A 13,266-nucleotide genomic window follows, 5' to 3' on the forward strand; every position below is an offset into this window, starting at 1 on the left:
CCTAAGCGTTAATCCAAAGTCAAACAGATTCTTCAGCTCGCGTCGGATCGCCGCCGCGTCTGCGCGCAAGAGCCCTCTGGGACAATCCCCCCCATGTCCCAACAGATCACGATCACCCGCCCCGACGACTGGCACCTGCACGTGCGAGACGGCGCGCCGATGCGCGACGTGATGCCGCATTCGGCCGCGCAGTTCGCGCGGGCCATCATCATGCCGAACCTGCGGCCGCCGGTGACGACGACCGCGCTCGCGCTCGAGTACAAGAAGCGGATCGTCGATGCGCTCCCGCCCGGCGCGAAGTTCGAGCCGCTCATGACGCTCTACCTCACCGACAATCTCGCGCCCGACGAGATCGTGCGGGCGAAGGCGGCTGGCGTCGTGGCCTGCAAGCTGTATCCCGCCGGCGCGACGACGAACAGCGACGCCGGCGTCACCGACATCCGCAAGACGTACAAGACGCTCGAGGCGATGCAGCGCGAAGGCATGGTGCTGCTCGTACACGGCGAGGTGACCGATCCGTCGGTGGACGTGTTCGACCGCGAGGCAGCGTTCATCGACCAGCAGCTCGCGCCGCTGCGCCGCGATTTCCCGGAACTCAAGGTCGTGATGGAGCACGTGACCACGAAGGAGGCGGCGCAGTACGTGGGCGAGGCCGACCGCTTTCTCGGCGCCACGATCACCGCGCACCACCTGCTGTACAACCGCAACGCGATCTTCACCGGCGGCATCCGCCCGCACTACTACTGCCTGCCCGTGCTCAAGCGGGAAGTGCATCGGCAAGCGCTCGTGAAAGCCGCGACCGGCGCCAGCGGCCGGTTCTTCCTCGGCACCGACAGCGCGCCGCACCCGGCGGTGCTGAAGGAGCACGCGCTCGGATGCGCGGGCTGCTACACGGCGCATGCGGCGATGGAGATGTACACCGAGGCGTTCGACGCGGCGGGCGCGCTGGAACGGCTCGAAGCCTTCGCCAGTTTCAACGGCGCGGATTTCTACGGTCTGCCGCGCAACACGGGCACGATCACGCTGAAGCGCGAGGCGTGGCAGGTTCCGGAGACGGTTCCCTTCGGCGAGGCCGAGCTGAAGCCGCTGCGCGGCGGCGAGTCGATGCCCTGGCGGGTGGTGGGCTGAGCGCAGGCAGGCGGTGAGCGAACGCGACGCTCGACAAGCCGCCGCCGTCGACCGAGCGGGCCATCGCATGGTTCAAGACCCGCCCCCGGCGGACTGGTCCCTCCCCTGGTACGCGCCCTTCCGCGAGCCCGGCGAGCAGGTCGAGCGGCACTGGCACGACGGCCCGCTGCATTCGGCGCTGAACGCAATTCCCGGCGCACCGGTCCGGTTCGTGCCACAGCACGAACTTCCCGACGGCGTGCCCTACGAAACCTTCATCCACGACCGCGGCTGCTGTCCCGTGCGCGAGAACCTGCACGATTTCTTCAACGGCCTCGTGTGGCTCGCGTTCCCGGAAAGCAAGCGCGCGCTCAATCGCCTCCAGGCCGGCGAGATCGCGCGGCGCGGCGCCGGCGCAACGCGGGGCCCCGTCCGGGATGCCATCACCGTCTTCGACGAAAACGGCGCGCTCCTGCACGCGCCGCCCGCGCTGTGGGAGGCGTTGCTCGCGCGGAACTGGCGAAAAGCGTTCATCGAACTGCGGCCGCTCTGGCAGCAGGCAAGGCTGCATCTCTTCGGCCACGCCCTTCTCGAGAAACTGGCCGCGCCGCGCAAGGACATGACGGCGCACGTCTGGTGCGCGCCGACCGGCCCGCTCGCGAACGCACCCTCGAATCCTGGGGAACTCGACGCCTGGCTCTGCACTCAAATCACCGTCGAGCGGCTGGCCGCGAAGCCGTTCACCCCGCTGCCGGTGCTGGGCGTGCCCGGCTGGTGGCGCGGCAACGAGGTGGATTCCTTCTATGATGACCCGCAGGTGTTCCGTCCCCGCCGCCCTTGAATTCGCCGCCGCGCGCCTCATCTTCGCGCGGGGTGCCCGTCTGACCACCCTTGGAGCTGACCCTCAATGAAACGTATCGTGCTGTTCATCGCGACCAACCTGGCCGTGATCGTCGTCCTCGGCATCGTCACCAAGCTGCTCGGCGTGGACCGGTGGATGACGGCCAACGGCATCAACTACGGCGCGCTGCTCGTGTTCGCCGCCATCATGGGCTTCGGCGGCTCGATCATCTCGTTGCTCATCTCCAAGCCCGTGGCGAAGTGGAGCGCGGGCGTCCACATCATCGACGGCAGCGAAGGCGCCGACCAGCGCTGGATCGTCGAGACCGTGCGCAAGTTCGCCGAAAAGGCCGGCATCGGCATGCCCGAGGTCGGCGTGTTCGAGGGCGAGCCCAACGCGTTCGCCACCGGCGCCTTCAAGAACAACGCGCTCGTGGCCGTGTCCACCGGCCTGCTGCAGGGCATGAACCGCGAAGAGGTCGAGGCCGTCATCGGCCACGAGGTCGCGCACATCGCGAACGGCGACATGGTCACCATGACGCTGATCCAGGGCGTGATGAACACCTTCGTGGTGTTCCTCTCGCGCGTCGTCGGCTCCATGGTCGACGGCTGGCTCAGTCGCGGCGAGCAGCGTTCGGGTCCCGGCATCGGCTACTGGGTGACGACCATCGTGCTGGACATCCTGCTCGGCTTCGTCGCCGCGATCATCGTCGCGTGGTTCTCGCGCCAGCGCGAGTTCCGGGCCGACGCCGGCGCGGCTTCGCTGATGGGCCGCCGCCAGCCGATGATCAATGCGCTGGCCCGCCTGGGCGGCATGGTCCCCGGAGAGCTGCCCAAGGGCCTGCAGGCCTTCGGCATCACCTCCGGCGTGGGCAAGCTCTTCTCCACCCACCCGCCGATCGAGGAGCGCATCGCGGCGCTGCAGAACAACGCGCCGCAGTGACGAAAAGGCCGCTTCCGGGCGGCCTTTTCATGGGCGGAGGATAATCGCGTCGTGAAGTCGGCCAGACCGCCGCTGGTGCATCCGCCGAAAGGCCGCACTGGAGGAACGTCCGGACTGCACAGGGCAGCGTAGCAGGTAACACCTGCCCACCGTGAGGTGAGGATCAGAGCAACAGAGACGTAGTCCCTGCGGGCAACCGCAGGGGGTGAAACGGGCAATCTCTACGCGCAGCAATACCAAATAGGCCAGCGATGAGGCGACCCGCGGAGCTGGCGGGTAGGTAGCACCGAGCCGGTGGGGCGACCCCCGGCCCAGAGGAATGGCGGTCACCCGCGGGCAACCGCGGGCCACAAAATCCGGCGTACCGGCCGACTTCACTTTTTCATCGGCTGTCGCCGATGAAACGTGCTGCGCCGGCTTCAGGAACCCCCTCTCCCCGGCCCTCTCCCCCGAGGGGGCGAGGGAGGAAAACCCGTCACGCCAAGTTCAGGGCTTCGATGCGCTGAACGTGCGCCAAGAGAGAGCGCTGTGCCATGGGCCACATGCGCGGGGGCACGTCGTCATAGGCCAGTTCCACCCAGTCTTCGAGCGTGCCGCCCCGGCGGGCGCGCATCGCGGCAATGACCTTCGACTCCCGTTGCAGCCGATGCTTCTTCAAATTGTCGATCACCCGCGTCGCGAAGCCGAGCACGTGGCCGTGCGCGGGCAGGATGAACTCGATGTCGTACTCGCCGCAGGCCGCGCGAAGGCGATCCAGCGAGTCGAGGTAGTGGGTCATGTTGCCGTCCGGCGGATCCACGATCGTCGTGCTGCCGTTCAGGATGTGGTCGCCCGAGAACAGCAGGCCGTCCTCCACGAGCACGAGGCACAGGTGATTGGCCGCATGGCCCGGCGTGTGGATCGCCTTCAGGGTGTGCGTGACACCGCCGCCTTCGACCGTCAGGGTCTCGCCGTCGCCGAGTACGCGGTCCGGCGTGAATTCGCTCGCTGGCCGCGCGGTCGGCGCAGAGGGCAGGCCGTGGATCACGGGCTTGTTCCTGCACAGCGCCTGCAGCGGCTTGGCGCCGGGCGAGTGGTCGGCATGCGAATGCGTGCAGACGATGTGGCGGATGTCGCCGCCCGCCGCGTCGAAGAGGCGCTGGATGTGCTGCGGGTCGTTCGGGCCGGGATCGATGGCGATATAGCCGGTGGCCCCATCGCCCACGAGGTAGCTGTTGGTGCCCGGGCCGGTCATCACGCCGGGGTTGGGCGCCGTGAGGCGCATCACGTTCTTCAGCAGGCGCGCCGGCGCCTCGGTGTTCCAGTCGAGCGCGTGCTGGATCTGCCCGTCGGGGCTCACCATCGCGAGTTCGCCGAACTGCATCTCGTGCTCCATGTAGCGCTCGATCTTGCCCTTTACGTACCCGCCGCGCGGGCAGCTGATCCACATCGGCTGCTCGCTCGCGCAGGCGGCCAGCACCGCCTCGACGTCGGCGAACTGGTCCATGCGCTCCAGCGTGCGGATCGTCGGGAAGATCATGAAGAAGTTGCCGGCCTTGTGGCGCTCCAGCGCTTCGGACGGCCGCACCCACACCGGCTCGAACTGCTCGGCCTCGTCCGCGACGGGCACCTGGCCCTGCGGCATTCGCGCGATGAGGAAAGGCACGTCGAAGCGCTTGGGCGAATCGCGGTCGGTGATCCAGTGCGCGAAGAGGTAGACCTCGTCGGCGGCAAAGCGAAGGCCGCGCACCTCGAATTGCGCGAGAAGCGACTCGTCTCGCTTGAGCGTCGCCATGTCGTCGGCGGTCGGGGGGCTGCCGTCGGCACGGCGCGCGAGCAGGATGCCGAGTTCCTCGAAGCTCTCGCGGATCGCCGCGATGCACTGCGTGAGGCGCGAATCGTCCTGCGTGGGCCGGCGGTTGGCGATGCGGTGCGCCTCGGTGTCGGCCGCGTCGACCACGCCGCCCGGGAACACGTAGGCGCCGGGCGCGAAGCTCGCGGTGGGCGAGCGGCGCGTCATCAGCACCTCGACGCCCTGCGGGCCGTCGCGCAGCAGAAGCACGGTCGCCGCGGCGCGCACCGCGGCGGGCTCGCGTTGCGCATGAAGGATTTGCGTGGGGCGGATCATGGCGCAGGTGTCAGTGTTCGTCGTCGGGGACGATGCCGAGCGCGACGAGGAAGCGCGCGACCATGTTGTACGTGGCGATGGCGGCGGTGATCTCGACGACCTCGGAGGTCGAGAAGCGCTGCTGCATCCGCTGGGCGATGGCGTCGTCGACCTTCACCTTGACCGTCATCTCGGCGGCGTAGTGCGCGACGAGCGCCTCGTCCTCGCCGAGATTCGCGGGCGCGGCGTCGCGCGCCGTCTTCACCCACGCCTGCAGGGCATCGAGCTCCGCCTGCGTGCCGCCGGCGGCGATGAAGTCCGGCGCGTGATGCACGTACTCGTATTCCGCGCCGGTGAGCAGCGCGACGGTGCAGATGCCGAGTTCGCGCAGCTTGCGCGAGGCCGCGAGGCCGGTGCGCACGTTCTTCACGTACACGTTCCAGCCGGCGGCGACGGGCTCGCTCCACAGCAGCGCCTTGTCGAGTTGCATCAGCTTGCCGCCGCGGCGCGCGAGGATGGCGTCGACGAGTTCGGCGGGGCGCGGCTGCGCTTCGGGGGTCCAGTCGGGGATTCGCATGACGCGAGCATAAGGCTCGGGCCGCGCGCGCTGGCCGCCTGCCCGGGAAGACCGTACTGTTTTGCCGAAGGAATGGGCGCGTTGCGGTCTTCCGCATTACCGCCGCGCGGCGGACTTCAGGGCCGATCGACCGGGGCGTCGCCCTCCGGCGCCGGGCTGCCCAGCCGAGCGAGCGCCTCGCGTTGCTCGGGATCGTGCTGGAGCACGAATCGCAGGTCCGCTTCGGTGCCCCGCTTCAAGCGTGCGGCGACGTTCATCGGAAATTGCTCGAGGTGGGCGTCGAGTTCGGCCGGCGACATTCGTGCGACTTGATGGGCAACGCCTCCCGCAGGGCGCATGCTCCGCATGTCCGCCTGCGCCTCGGGAAAGGCCATCGCGTGTGTCCGGCGCGCGCCCGGCATGAACTGGGGCTGACTGGGCGGCAGCGGAGGCACCGCATCGACGGCTTCGACCGGCGTGCCCAAGGCGCCGGAGTACTTCTTGAAGTCGTGCGCGCCGCCGAAGACGATGGCGGCCGTCGCGCCCGGATTCCGATCGCGCCACTCGGCGACGAGCGACACGGCAAGATGCTCGCGTCTCGCGAGGATCGTCTGCCTGTCCTCTTCGTTCAGCCGGCCATCCTGCTGGATGCGCGCGCCGTGCGTCTGCATGTACGCGTCGAGCGTGGCCTTCTCCGCATCCGTGGTGGTCCCCCGCAGCTCGACCTCGGGGTGCTGAAGCGCATAGATCAAGGCGCCCGAGGCGCCGAGCAGCTGGAATTCCTGGCCGACCTCGAGTTCCTGTCCGGCGCGATAGCCCGCAAACGCGTCTCCGACGAGCTCGGCGCCCGCCCGGCGATCGTCGGCGCAGCCGATGTCCGATCGGCCCTCGACGAAGACGGCCTTGGGGCGCTTGTCGTACAAGGCATTCAGCACCTGGCGTTGCGACTCGATGACGGCACGTCGCTCGTCGAAGCTCTGACCCGCGTGGGTATGGAACTGCATGACGTGGATGCAGGCGCCCTCGGCCGCGTCGCGGGGGGCCGCGTGCGTGAGCCCTGCGTGCGCGGTCTGCGGGTCGGCCGCAGGCGACTGCTCGTTCGTCGCAGCCGCAGCCTGGCGCTGCATCCGCTCGCGCAGGCCGTCGAGACATCGGGGCGCCAAGGGATTGCCGTTCGCGGCGAGTTCCGCGAGCGACGCGGCCACCTGCCCGGGTGTGTTGCCGTCGAGCTCGGGCAGCGCTGTGTCGAGATCCGGGAGTGCGGGTTGCGCCAGGAGAAAGCAGGCATGCTCGACGGGTCCGCGGCGCGCCGAAATGATTCTGGCGTCGATTCCCGGCATTGCCGCGGCTGCAACCCGGGGGGCGAAGGTGTCCGTTGAACGTTCTCCTGCGGCCACTGCGGCCACTGCGGGCCGCGGGTGTTGGGCGCCGGCCGTGCGACGCGGGAACTGGTTGCCGACGATAGGGGGGAGGGGCATGGGCGAAAGTTGAACACCCTGTGCCACCGGACGCGAGAGACTAAAGCCTTCCGGCATCTCCCCGGCGCGCATGCATGAGCTCATGCTGGCGCCGGCCTCGCAGGCTTGACACAATGATCCGTTGCCGTCGAATTCAGGAGTGATCGTGTTCCATCTTCCGTCCTATCGCCGTCTCTTTGCCGGCGCCGTCTCCGTTGCCGCGCTCGCGTTGGCTGCGCCGCTCGTGCTGGCGCAGACCGATTTCCCTTCGCACCCGATCAACGTCGTCATGACTTTCCCGGCGGGCTCGGGCGTCGACGTCGTCGCGCGCACGGTCCAGGAACCTCTGTCGAAGGCGCTCGGCCAGCCGATCGTCATCGAGTACAAGGTCGGCGCCGCCGGCAACGTGGCGAGCGAGTACGTGTCGCGCGCGAAACCCGATGGCTATACCGTGGTCTTCGGCACGGCGGCCACGCACGGCAGCAACGCGGCGCTGTACAAGAAGCTGCCCTTCGACGTCGAGGCCGACTTCGTGCCGGTTGCGCCGATCCTCGACGTGTCGAACGTGCTCACGGTCAACCCGGACGTGATGAACGTGCGCACCTTCAAGGAGTTCGTCGACCTCGTGCGCGCGAATCCCGGCAAGTACAACTACGCGTCGACCGGCAACGGCACGGGCACGCACATGGCCTTCGCGGAGATGAACTCGAAGCTGGGCCTCAACATGGTCCACGTCCCCTACAAGGGCGGGCCCGAGGCGATGCAGGGCGTGCTGAAGGGCGAGACCTGCTGCATCATGAACCAGGTGCAGACGGTGCTCACCCAGTACAAGGCGGGCAAGGTGCGCCTGCTCGCGGTGACGACGGCCAAGCGGGTGGGCGTGATCCAGGAAGTGCCGACCATCGCCGAGTCGGGCATTCCCGGGACGCAGGGCTTCGAGAGCACGACGTGGTTCGCGATCTTCGCGCCGAAGGGGACGGACGCCGGCGTTGTCGCCAAATTCAACGGCGCGGTGCGCAACGTGCTGCAGATGCCCGAGGTGCGCGCCAAGCTCGAAGGCACGGGCAACACCGTGCGGCTCGAAACGCCCGATCAGTTCCGTGTCACCGTGCGCAACAACCGCGCGAAGTGGGCGGAGGTGGTGGAGAAGGCGAAGATCACGATCGATTGAGCCCGGCGCGCACGCTCGGGAGAAGCGCCTCTTGATCGAACGACTCGCCCGCCGCCTGCCCTTCTTCTACGGCTGGATCGTCGTGGCGGTCGTCTTCGTGACGATGGCCATTTGCGTCAATGCCCGCACCGCGTTCTCGCTGCTGTTCCCGTCGATGCTCGACGAGTTCGGCTGGGAGCGCGGCGTCACCGCCGGCGCGTTCTCGTTCGGCTTCGTCGTCTCGGGCGTGCTGAGCCCCTTGCTCGGCCGGCTCATGGACCGCCGGGGCCCACGCGTCGTGATGGAGATCGGCGTCGTCGCGACGGCGGCGGGCCTGTTGCTCGCGACCTTCGCGACCGAGGCATGGCACATCTACCTCACGCTCGGGATGCTGGTGGGCGCGGGCACCACGTTCACCGGCTACACCGGGCAGGCGCTCTTCCTGCCGAACTGGTTCGCCCGACGCCGCGGGCTCGCGATGGGCCTGGCTTTCGCCGGCGTCGGCGTGGGCTCCATCGTCATGTTGCCCGCCTTGCAGGCGCTGGTGGAGCGAAGCGGCTGGCGCGCGGCCTGCACGCTGCTGGGCGTCGTGGCGCTGGTCGTGCTCGTGCCGCTGAATCTGCTGTTGCGCCGACGTCCGCAGGACATCGGCCTCGCGCCCGACGGCGACAGCGCTTCGTCGGCGGCGACGCAGGCGCGTCGCGTGAACGTCGTCGATCCCGCGTGGGCCGCCGTGGACTGGACGCTGGGCCGCGCGATGCGCACCGCGCGCTTCTGGTGGATCGCGGTGGCGTACTTCGGCGCGCTGTTCGTCTGGTATGCGGTGCAGGTCCACCAGACGAAGTACCTGATCGAAGCCGGCTTCGACGCGCACCAGGCCGCCTGGGCGCTCGGGGCCGTGAGCCTTGCCGGCGTGCCGGGTGGCATCGCGCTCGGGTGGTTGTCGGATCGCATCGGGCGCGAGATCGTGTGGGCCATCGGCTGCTTCGGTTTCGCCCTGACGTACGTGGCGTTGCTCGCGCTGCCGACGTTTCCTGCTCTGCCGTTGCTGTACGCGATGGTGATCGCGCAGGGCGCGCTCGGGTACGGGCTCACGTCGGTGATCGGGGCGATTCCCGCGGAGATCTTCGAGGGGAAGAACTACGGACCGATCTTCGGTACGTTGATGCTGGCCGCGTTGGCGGGGGGCGCGATGGGGCCGTGGTTCACGGGGGTCGTCCACGACCGCACGGGGAGCTATGCTTTGGCGTTCTGGGTCGCCATCGGCTGGGCGGCGATGTCGGCGTTCGCGATCTGGCGGGCTCGTCCGAGTGGTGTGCGCGTGGTGGCAGGCCGGGTCGCTCGGTCATGAAGTGGGTCGATTCCGTCAAGAGCAGGGCACGCGCGCTGAAGCGCGAGAGCGTGGCGCTCTGGTTCGCCTCGCGCGACCGCCGCACGCCGTGGACGGCGCGGGCGCTGGCGCTGTTCACCGTCGGCTATGCGCTCAGTCCGATCGACCTCATTCCCGATTTCATTCCCGTCCTCGGCTATCTCGACGACGCGATCCTGCTGCCGGCGTTGATCTGGCTCGCATTGCGGCTGATTCCTTGCGAAGTCGTTCAGGATGCGCGGGCGCGTGCCGACGAGTGGTTTGCCGAGGGGAAGTCGAAGCCGGCGAGTCGGGTGGGAGCCGTCTGCATCGTGGCGGTGTGGGTGACGGCTGCATGCGGCTCGTATATCTGGTTTGCGCGATGAAAGGCGGCGCGTTGTCTGCAAATCGGAAATTCAACTTTCGATTTGCAATTCGGAATGACGCGACAGCTTGCTCCCAACGGTTTGCAATGAAGACGATTGGATGATATTGCTGCTGCGCGTCCCGGTGAACACTTCAGTTCCTTCAACCATCTCGGGAATCGTCATGGGAACTTGTACTTCTGCAGATCGCTCGCCGAAATCGGCATTCTCGGCGCTCCAACAAGCCTTGAACGCTCAACCGCGCCAACAACCCGCAGAGAAAGCGGAGTTCGAAGATCTTGCCGCGGCGGTGGCCGATTTCGAGAAGCCGAAGCCGCAGGGAGATGTCGCGTTGCCGGCTGACCTGCAGAGACGCATCGACGGTCAACGGTCTGAAATTGCGAAAGTGTTGGGGCCCATGGAAAAGGGTGTTCTTGTTCCCTGGCTCTTCACAAAGCTCTACGAGCTCAATGGGGACGTCTGGAGAGCAGGACGCGTACTGGATCCCGAGGAGGGTGTGCTCAAGCAGTTGGGAGCTCGGATAGATTTCGAAACTTTCAAGACTCATGGAACAGAAGTGCAGAAGTTCTTCGCAGAGGTCGTCGATCCTGCCGGAAAAGCGCTCAGACGCCTGGAACGCGCCGTGCCGGAGCAGATAGACGTCTCGGTCGGCTCTGAACTGCGCATTGCCGAGCAACGACAGCGCGCGAACGCGATCACTGCGTCGACAGAAAAAGTCAAGAATCATGTGGTGGACTACCTGAAGCGTTACGACGAACATCTCGACTGGCTCGCGGTGGCATGTGAGAACGTGATCCGAGGCGATCAGGTTGCTGCAGCCATTGAGGCGCGCGTATAGCGGAGCATTCGAGCGGCCGGTTTCCCTGGTGTCTTGCGGCAACCGCGTGGCAGCGCTCGGCATGGGCAAGTCTCGGCATGCTTCGGCCGCGGCAGCATCACCGCCAACCGAGCCGCCTCGCAGATGACGGCCGGGACGCCGGTCTGCGGAAGTCACGCCGTTGTGCGTGGCACGAGTCGAACCTGAAGATCGCACCCGCCTCGCCATTCGGCTACACGACTTCGATGTTCCCCTGTGCTCCGACTCGCGCACGAACATAGACTTGCGGCGCCCGGGTGTCAATCCGCGCGGACGTTCATGATCGGCTCTCTTCAGAGGGTCGACTCTGCTGTCACATGCGATGAGGAGGCCAATGCACAATCGCGGACTTCGAACCCATCGCGACGATGAACGACATCCCGCGGCCTGAACACTCGATGAACGCAGATCCGGCAACGCTCGCCCTCCATGTCCGCGGCCTCGCAAAGCATTTTGGCGAGGTCCGCGCCGTCGACGGCATCGACCTCGACGTGCCGCGCGGCACGATTTTCGCCATCCTCGGACCCAACGGCGCGGGCAAGACGACGCTGATGCGCATGCTCGCGACGCTGACGCCGCCGGACGCGGGCACGGCGCGCGTCATGGGCCACGACCTCGCGGCGGCGCCGCAGGACGTGCGCGCCTCGGTCTCTATGACCGGCCAGTTCGCCTCGCTCGACGAGGATCTCACCGCGCGCGAGAACCTCGTCATGCTCGCGCGCCTCTGGGGCTTCCGAGGCGGCGCGGCGAAGGAACGTGCCGACGAACTGCTCGCGGCCTTCGACCTCGCCGATGCCGCGACGCGGCAGGTGAAGAACTATTCGGGCGGAATGCGGCGCCGCCTCGACATCGCGGCGTCGCTGATCGTGACGCCGGGCGTCCTGTTCCTCGACGAACCGACGACCGGGCTCGATCCCAAGGCGCGCCAGGACGTGTGGGCCATGGTTCGCCAGCTCGCGCGGTCCGGCGTCACGGTGCTGCTCACGACCCAGTACATGGACGAGGCGGACCAGCTCGCCGAACGCATCGCGGTGATCGACCACGGCCGCAAGATCGCCGAAGGGACGAGCATCGAATTGAAGCGCGCCACCGGCTCCGGTTTCGTCCACGTCACGCTGGCCGATGCGGCGCAGCTCGACGAAGCGGCGCGGCTGCTGCACAAACGCTGCGGGGCGCAGGTGCAGCGCGGCGTCGAAGGCGCGCGCCTCTCGGTGGCCGCGCGGTCCGCGCAGGATGCGAGCGACGCCCTGGCGGCTCTGCTCGCCGCCGGCATCGAGCCGGTCGACTTCGCGCTCGGCAGCCCGAGTCTCGACGAAGTCTTCTTCGCATTGACGGGCCGGGCGGGCGAAGGCGCGCCGGTCGACGGAGAACAAGGATGAACGACAACGCCACCGGCGCGCTTGCGCCGCAACTGCGGCCGGTCGCCGCGCCCGCGCGGCCCTCGGCCGCGTCGAATGCGCTCGTCTTCGGCTGGCGCGCCATGCTCAAGTTCAAGCACCTGCCCGAGCAACTGTTCGACCTGGTCATGACGCCGATCATGTTCACGCTGCTGTTCACGTTCGTGTTCGGCGGCGCGCTCGCCGGTTCGCCCCGCGAGTACCTGCAGTATTTCCTGCCCGGCATCCTCGTGCAGACCACGGTGTTCAACTCGGTGTATTCGGGCATGGGCCTGGCCACCGACATGGGCAAGGGCCTGTTCGACCGATTCCGGTCCCTGCCGATCTGGCCGCTGGCGCCTTTCGCCGGGCTCATGGTGGGCGACGTACTGCGTCACCTGATTGCCGGCAGCATCATCCTCACCATCGGCCTGATCCTCGGCTACCGGCCGGGTGAGGGTGTGCTCGGCGTGCTCGCGGGCTTCGCGCTGCTCATCGCCATCGGCTTCGGCATGGGCTGGATCTTCATCGTGATCGGCCTCACGGTCCGCACGCCGATGACGGTGATGACCATCGGCTTCAGCTTCATGTTTCCGCTGGTGTTCGCGTCGAACATCATGGTCGACCCCAAGACGATGCCGGGATGGTTGCGGACCGTCGTCGACGTGAACCCGGTGACGCTGATGACGACGGCGCAGCGCGGGTTGATGGCGGGGACGGCCACGGCAGGCGATGTGCTGCTCGCGCTCGCGGCGCCGGTGGCGCTGACGGTCGTGCTCGCGCCGCTGACGCTGTGGCTGTACCGGCGGAAGTGACGCCGCGATACACACACGCGCGCTGACCCGACAAACGCCGATCCGGGTGCTAATCTCCCTTCGTGACGTGTTCGCGCACGCGCCGCCGCAGAAGCTTGCCGGCATCGCTGCGCGGCAGCGCGTCGACGAAGACGACGGTCCGCGGGCACTTCACGCGCGACAACCTCGAGCGGCACCAGTCGATCAATTCGTCAGCCAGTGACGGGCCGGCGTGCGCGGCATGCCGCGCCTGCACCACGGCCGTCACCAGCTGCCCCAGTTCCTCGTGGGGCACGCCGGCGACCGCGACGTCCTCGACGGCTTCGTGCTGAAGCAGGAGGTTCTCCACCTCCGGCGGATAGACCTT

At 67.8% G+C, this 13,266-nt stretch carries 13 protein-coding genes and 1 other RNA gene; 10 read left to right on the plus strand and 4 right to left on the minus strand.

The genetic code is table 11. The features are described from left to right. Positions 1-93 precede the first annotated feature (93 nt). The 4 genes from pyrC (at position 94) to rnpB (ending at position 3,270) form a co-directional block, all read left to right on the plus strand. A complete protein-coding gene (gene pyrC / locus AB7E83_RS06340; protein ID WP_428566655.1) occupies positions 94-1,128 on the plus strand; it encodes a dihydroorotase in 1,035 nt (344 codons plus the stop codon). A gap of 67 nt (positions 1,129-1,195) precedes the next feature. After that, the gene (locus AB7E83_RS06345) at positions 1,196-1,948 is read left to right on the plus strand and encodes a DUF3025 domain-containing protein (protein ID WP_428566656.1); all 753 of its coding nucleotides are present in this window, start codon (positions 1,196-1,198) and stop codon (positions 1,946-1,948) included. A gap of 66 nt (positions 1,949-2,014) precedes the next feature. Then, positions 2,015-2,890 carry a protease HtpX gene (gene htpX, locus AB7E83_RS06350; protein WP_428566658.1) on the plus strand — a complete coding sequence of 292 codons (876 nt, stop codon included), beginning with the start codon at positions 2,015-2,017 and terminating at the stop codon, positions 2,888-2,890. A 53-nt stretch (positions 2,891-2,943) separates the two neighbouring features. Next, an RNA gene (rnpB, locus tag AB7E83_RS06355) (RNase P RNA component class A) lies at positions 2,944-3,270 on the plus strand. A 95-nt stretch (positions 3,271-3,365) separates the two neighbouring features. Here rnpB and AB7E83_RS06360 read toward each other — a convergent pair. The 3 genes from AB7E83_RS06360 to AB7E83_RS06370 all read right to left on the minus strand — a co-directional run bounded on the left by AB7E83_RS06360 (position 3,366) and on the right by AB7E83_RS06370 (position 6,872). Beyond that, positions 3,366-4,997 carry an MBL fold metallo-hydrolase gene (locus tag AB7E83_RS06360; RefSeq protein ID WP_428566661.1) on the minus strand — a complete coding sequence of 544 codons (1,632 nt, stop codon included), beginning with the start codon at positions 4,995-4,997 and terminating at the stop codon, positions 3,366-3,368. 10 nt (positions 4,998-5,007) lie between these two features. Next, positions 5,008-5,553, minus strand: coding sequence for a carboxymuconolactone decarboxylase family protein (locus tag AB7E83_RS06365; protein WP_428566663.1), 546 nt, complete (start codon positions 5,551-5,553; stop codon positions 5,008-5,010). A 116-nt stretch (positions 5,554-5,669) separates the two neighbouring features. Then, on the minus strand, positions 5,670-6,872 hold the full coding sequence (locus AB7E83_RS06370; protein ID WP_428566666.1) for a hypothetical protein: 1,203 nt from the start codon (positions 6,870-6,872) through the stop codon (positions 5,670-5,672). A 283-nt stretch (positions 6,873-7,155) separates the two neighbouring features. Between AB7E83_RS06370 and AB7E83_RS06375 the strand changes: the two genes are divergently transcribed. The 6 genes from AB7E83_RS06375 (at position 7,156) to AB7E83_RS06400 (ending at position 12,920) form a co-directional block, all read left to right on the plus strand. Then, on the plus strand, positions 7,156-8,160 hold the full coding sequence (locus AB7E83_RS06375) for a Bug family tripartite tricarboxylate transporter substrate binding protein (RefSeq protein WP_428566668.1): 1,005 nt from the start codon (positions 7,156-7,158) through the stop codon (positions 8,158-8,160). A gap of 31 nt (positions 8,161-8,191) precedes the next feature. Beyond that, on the plus strand, positions 8,192-9,490 hold the full coding sequence (locus AB7E83_RS06380) for an MFS transporter (protein WP_428566670.1): 1,299 nt from the start codon (positions 8,192-8,194) through the stop codon (positions 9,488-9,490). A gap of 50 nt (positions 9,491-9,540) precedes the next feature. Next, positions 9,541-9,873 carry a YkvA family protein gene (locus AB7E83_RS06385; protein ID WP_428566672.1) on the plus strand — a complete coding sequence of 111 codons (333 nt, stop codon included), beginning with the start codon at positions 9,541-9,543 and terminating at the stop codon, positions 9,871-9,873. Positions 9,874-9,973: 100 nt separating this feature from the next. Further along, on the plus strand, positions 9,974-10,711 hold the full coding sequence (locus tag AB7E83_RS06390; RefSeq protein ID WP_428566675.1) for a hypothetical protein: 738 nt from the start codon (positions 9,974-9,976) through the stop codon (positions 10,709-10,711). A 416-nt stretch (positions 10,712-11,127) separates the two neighbouring features. Next, positions 11,128-12,108, plus strand: coding sequence for an ATP-binding cassette domain-containing protein (locus AB7E83_RS06395; RefSeq protein ID WP_428566678.1), 981 nt, complete (start codon positions 11,128-11,130; stop codon positions 12,106-12,108). Continuing rightward, positions 12,105-12,920, plus strand: coding sequence for an ABC transporter permease (locus AB7E83_RS06400; RefSeq protein ID WP_428566681.1), 816 nt, complete (start codon positions 12,105-12,107; stop codon positions 12,918-12,920). Before AB7E83_RS06395 ends, AB7E83_RS06400 begins: the two co-directional genes overlap by 4 nt. A gap of 49 nt (positions 12,921-12,969) precedes the next feature. Here AB7E83_RS06400 and AB7E83_RS06405 read toward each other — a convergent pair. After that, on the minus strand, positions 12,970-13,266 hold a 297-nt coding region (locus AB7E83_RS06405), incomplete at its 5' end, for an AMP-binding enzyme (RefSeq protein ID WP_428566683.1).

This window comes from Ramlibacter sp. (assembly GCF_050250995.1).
GTDB lineage: Bacteria > Pseudomonadota > Gammaproteobacteria > Burkholderiales > Burkholderiaceae_C > Ramlibacter.

What these genes read in the sequence shown, in the direction of transcription:
- pyrC (WP_428566655.1), top strand. Translation starts at nt 94, where the DNA reads ATGTCCCAACAGATCACGATCACCCGCCCCGACGACTGGCACCTGCAC.
- htpX (WP_428566658.1), top strand. Translation starts at nt 2,015, where the DNA reads ATGAAACGTATCGTGCTGTTCATCGCGACCAACCTGGCCGTGATCGTC.
- AB7E83_RS06390 (WP_428566675.1), top strand. Translation starts at nt 9,974, where the DNA reads ATGATATTGCTGCTGCGCGTCCCGGTGAACACTTCAGTTCCTTCAACC.
- AB7E83_RS06360 (WP_428566661.1), bottom strand. Translation starts at nt 4,997, where the DNA reads ATGATCCGCCCCACGCAAATCCTTCATGCGCAACGCGAGCCCGCCGCG.
- AB7E83_RS06400 (WP_428566681.1), top strand. Translation starts at nt 12,105, where the DNA reads ATGAACGACAACGCCACCGGCGCGCTTGCGCCGCAACTGCGGCCGGTC.
- AB7E83_RS06370 (WP_428566666.1), bottom strand. Translation starts at nt 6,872, where the DNA reads ATGCCGGGAATCGACGCCAGAATCATTTCGGCGCGCCGCGGACCCGTC.
- AB7E83_RS06365 (WP_428566663.1), bottom strand. Translation starts at nt 5,553, where the DNA reads ATGCGAATCCCCGACTGGACCCCCGAAGCGCAGCCGCGCCCCGCCGAA.
- AB7E83_RS06395 (WP_428566678.1), top strand. Translation starts at nt 11,128, where the DNA reads ATGAACGCAGATCCGGCAACGCTCGCCCTCCATGTCCGCGGCCTCGCA.
- AB7E83_RS06345 (WP_428566656.1), top strand. Translation starts at nt 1,196, where the DNA reads ATGGTTCAAGACCCGCCCCCGGCGGACTGGTCCCTCCCCTGGTACGCG.